Annotated in this window: 6 protein-coding genes and 1 pseudogene; all 7 read right to left on the minus strand. The window is 65.2% G+C overall.

The features are described from left to right. On the minus strand, positions 1–951 hold a 951-nt coding region (locus K789_RS0107460), incomplete at its 3' end, for an RluA family pseudouridine synthase (protein ID WP_272943960.1). Then, positions 941–1,528 (minus strand): signal peptidase II, encoded by a 588-nt coding sequence (gene lspA, locus K789_RS0107465; RefSeq protein ID WP_024366218.1) that lies wholly within the window; start codon positions 1,526–1,528, stop codon positions 941–943. The genes lspA and K789_RS0107460, both read right to left, overlap by 11 nt. A gap of 167 nt (positions 1,529–1,695) precedes the next feature. Then, positions 1,696–2,382 carry a DivIVA domain-containing protein gene (locus tag K789_RS0107470; RefSeq protein WP_024366219.1) on the minus strand — a complete coding sequence of 229 codons (687 nt, stop codon included), beginning with the start codon at positions 2,380–2,382 and terminating at the stop codon, positions 1,696–1,698. A 150-nt stretch (positions 2,383–2,532) separates the two neighbouring features. Next, positions 2,533–2,841: a YggT family protein gene (locus K789_RS0107475; RefSeq protein WP_024366220.1), complete on the minus strand. Its 309-nt coding sequence runs from the start codon at positions 2,839–2,841 to the stop codon at positions 2,533–2,535. Between the two features lie 138 nt (positions 2,842–2,979). Continuing rightward, positions 2,980–3,510: a cell division protein SepF gene (locus K789_RS0107480; RefSeq protein WP_024366221.1), complete on the minus strand. Its 531-nt coding sequence runs from the start codon at positions 3,508–3,510 to the stop codon at positions 2,980–2,982. A gap of 87 nt (positions 3,511–3,597) precedes the next feature. Next, positions 3,598–4,399, minus strand: a pseudogene (locus K789_RS22570) (YggS family pyridoxal phosphate-dependent enzyme). After that, positions 4,369–4,528: laccase domain-containing protein (locus K789_RS24470; protein WP_192815742.1), on the minus strand; the 160-nt coding region annotated here is incomplete at its 5' end. The pseudogene K789_RS22570 and the gene K789_RS24470, both read right to left, overlap by 31 nt.

Here is a 4,528-nt window from a genome sequence, read left to right on the forward strand (position 1 = left end):
GAGCCGCGGGTCAGCGCCGTAGGTCAGGTCGCCCGCGCAGGGGTGGCGCAGCGCGGAGAAGTGGACCCGGATCTGGTGCGTGCGGCCGGTCTCGAGGTGGACTTCCACGAGCGAGGCCTTGCCGAAGGCCTCAAGGACCTCGTAGTGCGTGATGGAGTCCCGGCCGTCCTCGATCACGGCGAAGCGCCAGTCGTGGCCCGGATGGCGGCCGATCGGCGCGTCAATGGTGCCGGCCAGCGGATCCGGAAGGCCCTGCACGACGGCGTGGTACACCTTGTCCACGGTGCGCTCCTTGAAGGCACGCTTGAGGGCCGTGTACGCCTTCTCCGTCTTGGCGACCACCATCACCCCGGAGGTCCCGACGTCGAGCCGGTGGACGATGCCGGCACGCTCGGGCGAGCCCGACGTGGAGATCCGGTAGCCGAGGCCGGCGAGCCCGCCGACGACAGTCGGTCCCACCCAGCCCGGCGAGGGATGGGCGGCCACGCCGACCGGTTTGTCGATGACGACAAATTCGTCATCGTCCAGCAGGATGTTCAGGTCCTCCACGACTTCCTCCACAATTTCCAGGGGGTCCCGGCGCTCCGGGACGACGACGTCGAGCACGGTGCCGGGGGCAAGCTTGAGCGATTTTCCGACCGCCCTGTCCTTGCTGACGACGTTGCCCTCGGCGATCAGGGTGGCGGCCTGCGAGCGGGAAATATCCATGAGTTTCGCCAGCCCGGCATCCACCCGGGTGCCCGCGAGTTCATCGGGGACCACAAAGCGGAACGATGACGCGGCCGTCGCGGACGCCCCGTTGGACCCGCCCCCGGCTTCAACGTCGTCGATGTCTTCCGGGAGAATGTCTTCCGGGAGGATGTCTTCGGGCAGCATCCCGGCCGGTAAGGACCCTTCCGGCGTCAGGTCGTCCGGCGTGCTGTGTCCGGGCACCGTGTGCTCAGGAGTCATGTTTCACTGTGTCCTTGGTCAGGTGTGAGCCGTCCAGGGAGATTCCGCGCAGCGTCAGCAGGCAGATGATCACCACGGAGCACACAACGGCTGAGTCGGCGATGTTGAAAATCGCGAAATTGGGAAGCTGGATGAAGTCCACGACGTGGCCCATGGCGAACGAGGGTTCGCGGAACAGGCGGTCCGTGAGGTTGCCGAGGGCACCGCCGAGGAGCAGCCCGAGCGCCAGCGCCCACCAGACCGATCCGAGTTTCCGCAGCTGCAGCAGGATGGCGATCGAAACGGCGGTCATGATGATGGTGAACACCCAGGTGACGTTCTCGCCGATCGAGAAGGCGGCACCGGAATTGCGGATGTAGTACCAGTGCAGCAGCGGCGGAAGGACGGGGATCCTCTCGCCCTCGGTCATGTTGCCGGTAACCCACAGTTTGGTGAGCTGGTCGAAGACGTAGGCGAACACCGCCAGGCCAAAGAAGACGGCGAGCAGGAGGGCCCGCCGCGGCCGGGGCACAGCGGGAACTGTCGGAGTGGACTCTGCTTGCGCGGACCCGGCCTGCGCGGACTCGGCGGGCTGCATTGGGTCAGGTGATGGTGCGTCAGTCATAAGGCTTTCGTTCACGAGCCAGTGCGGGTACTGGGAACCGGGTGCTTGGGCACGGCCGCGGGGGGACCCGGCGGTTAATGCCAAAAGCCGGCGGCCGAGGAATCCTCAGCCACCGGCTTTCAGAATACTTGCTAAATACCTCAGCTGGTGGCTTCGACCTCAGGGGCAGCCACGGAGCCGCGGGCATCCAGGTCACGCAGCTGGCCTTCGATGTAGGCCTTCAGGCGTGAACGGTAGTCGCGCTCGAAGCCGCGCAGCTGCTCGACCTTGCGTTCCAGTACGGAGCGCTGCTGCTCGAGGGCGCCGAGGATCTTGCGGGACTTCTCCTGGGCGTCGTTGACGAGGCTGCTGGCCTCGATCTGCGCTTCGGCGATGATCTTGTCGCGCTGCTGCTCGCCGTCGGCGACGTGCTTGTCGTGCATCTGCTGCGCCATTGCCAGCAGGCCCGCAGCGGACTCGGCTGCCGGGGTGGCGGCGGCGCGTGCCGGGGCAGCTGCCTGCTCGGCTTCTTTCTTTTTGGCAACTTCAGCAGCCTTGGCGGCTTCGGCGGCCTTGGCCTCGGCTTCCGCCTTGGCGCGGTCTTCCTTCTCGGCCTTGACGGGTGCCGGAACCTTTTCCACGACGGGAGCCGCGGCGGCGGAGCTGGCAGGCGTGCCGGCGCCCAGTTCGGCGAGCTTCTTGCGCAGCTCGTCGTTCTCCTGGTTCAGGCGTCGCAGTTCGACGACGATCTCGTCCAGGAAGTCATCAACTTCATCCTGGTCGTAGCCTTCGCGGAACTTGGTCGGCTGAAAGCGCTTGTTGACAACGTCTTCTGGCGTCAAAGCCATCTGGTCACCTCGTTGGTCTAGTTAGTCAGTAGGCCTTCCGGCCGTCAAAACTACGGTACCTAAATATGGTCTGGTTCCTCTAATTCAACACCGCAGTGTCAAACCGGAGTTTATATCTGTTTCGGGCCGCGGACCGGGTCCGCCGCCCGGCTACGCTGCGATCGGCTGGGCGAACACCAGGAACTTGGCAACCGCCATGGCTATGGTGACTGCCACGAACAGCAGCAGGAAGCCGAGGTCCAGTGACATTCCGCCCAGCCGCAGCGGCGGAATGAGCCGCCGCAGCAGTTTGAGGGGCTTGTCTGTGACCGAATACACAGCGTGGGCGGTGACGAGCGCCGCGCCGCGCGGCCGCCAGCTTCGGGCGAACATCTGCACCCAGTCGAAGATCAGCCGGATGATGAGGGCAACCAGGAACAACAGCAGGGCGATATACACAAGTCCGAAAACAATTCCCATGAGTTAACTCATATCTCCATGTTCATTCCGGAAACCGCAGTGTCCTCTTGATAGTTACGCCTCTATTTCAACACGGATAATTCAGCAAGGATGCCAGACAAGGTGTCCCTGCCTGGCATCCTTCGGGAGAATCCGGATCTAGCTCTGGTTGAAGAAGCTCGCCTGTGTCTCGCTGACCTTCTTGTCGTCACCGATGACTTCAACGTACGACGGCGACAGGAGGAAGACCTTGTTCGTGACGCGCTCGATGCTGCCGCGGAGTCCGAAGACCAGCCCGGCGGAGAAGTCAACGAGCCGTTTCGCGTCCGCTTCACCCATGTCCGTGACGTTCATGATGACGGGGATGCCGTCACGGAAGCTCTCACCGATGAGTTTGGCGTCGTTGTAGGACCGCGGGTGGATCGTGGTGATCTGGCGGAGTCCGGTGTGCTCTTCGCGGCTCGACGCCGCTCGCTTGATGGGTGTCACAGGTGCGCGATATTCCTCTTCAGCGGCGTAGGGCTCTTCCCTGGGGGCCTCGCGGACGGGCGCCGGTGCGCGGCGTTCCTCGCGGTCATGCTCCATGGAATCGTCCTCATCCTTGTGCGATGTTTGGTGCTCGGACTCGTAGTGTTCGTCGCCATCAGCGAGCCCAAGATAGATCATTGTCTTGCGCAGAGCGCCGGCCATGGTCGACTCCTAATCGTGTCCGTCAGCGGGCCGATCGATGACTTAGCAGCCTTGGAATCCCCGCCATTACCTTCCAATACGTTGAACCTACCGCAACGCCGGACGCGGACCGAGAATATCGGAGCCAACGCGCAGGTGTGTCGCCCCGAACCGGACGGCCACTTCCAGGTCCTGGCTCATGCCCGCGGAAATGCCGGAGGCTCCCGGATGGTCGGCGGTCAGCCGGGCGGATATCTCCGCGAGCTTCTCGAAAGCCGGGGCCGGATCCTCGCCGAAGGGGGCCACCGCCATCACGCCGGCGAGCCGGAGTCCCTTCGCTCCGGCCAGCTGCCCGGCCAGGGCCGGGACATCTGCCGGAAGGGCGCCTCCGCGGTGACCGCCAGCGTCGCCGTCGAGGCTGACCTGGATGAAGCAGTCCAGTGGCGCCCGCCCGGTGCGGTCCTGCTCGGCGGCCATGGCCCTGGCCAGGGCACTGGCCAGCTGCGGCCGGTCCACGGAGTGCACGGCGTGGGCGTACGTCACGACGGACTTTGCCTTGTTGCTCTGCAGCTGGCCGATGAAGTGCCAGCGCAGATCCAGGCCACGAAGCGCGGCGGACTTCTCCGCTGCTTCCTGGTCCCGGTTCTCCCCGACGTCCGTGATGCCGAGTGCGGCGAGNGAGCCGACGGACGTCCTCGGCGGGATGGAATTTGGTGACCACGATCAGCCGGGGCGGGTGCTCCTGCCGTCCGGCGGCCGCAACGGCAGTGTCGATGCGCTGCCGGACGGCGGTGAGCCGCTCCCTGAGCTGTTCCAGCCGGGCATCGGGCCGGCCGGTTGCGGTCTCCTGCCCCCGTGTCGGCTCATTCACCTGGCCGTTCACGGCTGCGCCGTCCCGGCGTCCGTCCATACGAGCCCGGCGAATCGTCCGGTGTTCGGGTCACGGCGGTAGGAGAAAAGGTTGTTGTCCTCCAGTGTGCAATGGCCGGAGTATTCGACCACAACACCGGCGTCCCGCAACTGGCTGCGGACGGCGGCC

The sequence above is a fragment of the Arthrobacter sp. TB 26 genome, assembly GCF_000427315.1.
In the GTDB taxonomy this organism is placed as follows: Bacteria; Actinomycetota; Actinomycetes; order Actinomycetales; family Micrococcaceae; genus Arthrobacter.

Excerpts from the sequence above, each read along its gene's own strand:
- K789_RS0107475 (WP_024366220.1), bottom strand. The coding sequence starts at position 2,841 with ATGGGAATTGTTTTCGGACTTGTGTATATCGCCCTGCTGTTGTTCCTG.
- lspA (WP_024366218.1), bottom strand. The coding sequence starts at position 1,528 with ATGCAGCCCGCCGAGTCCGCGCAGGCCGGGTCCGCGCAAGCAGAGTCC.
- K789_RS0107470 (WP_024366219.1), bottom strand. The coding sequence starts at position 2,382 with ATGGCTTTGACGCCAGAAGACGTTGTCAACAAGCGCTTTCAGCCGACC.
- K789_RS0107480 (WP_024366221.1), bottom strand. The coding sequence starts at position 3,510 with ATGGCCGGCGCTCTGCGCAAGACAATGATCTATCTTGGGCTCGCTGAT.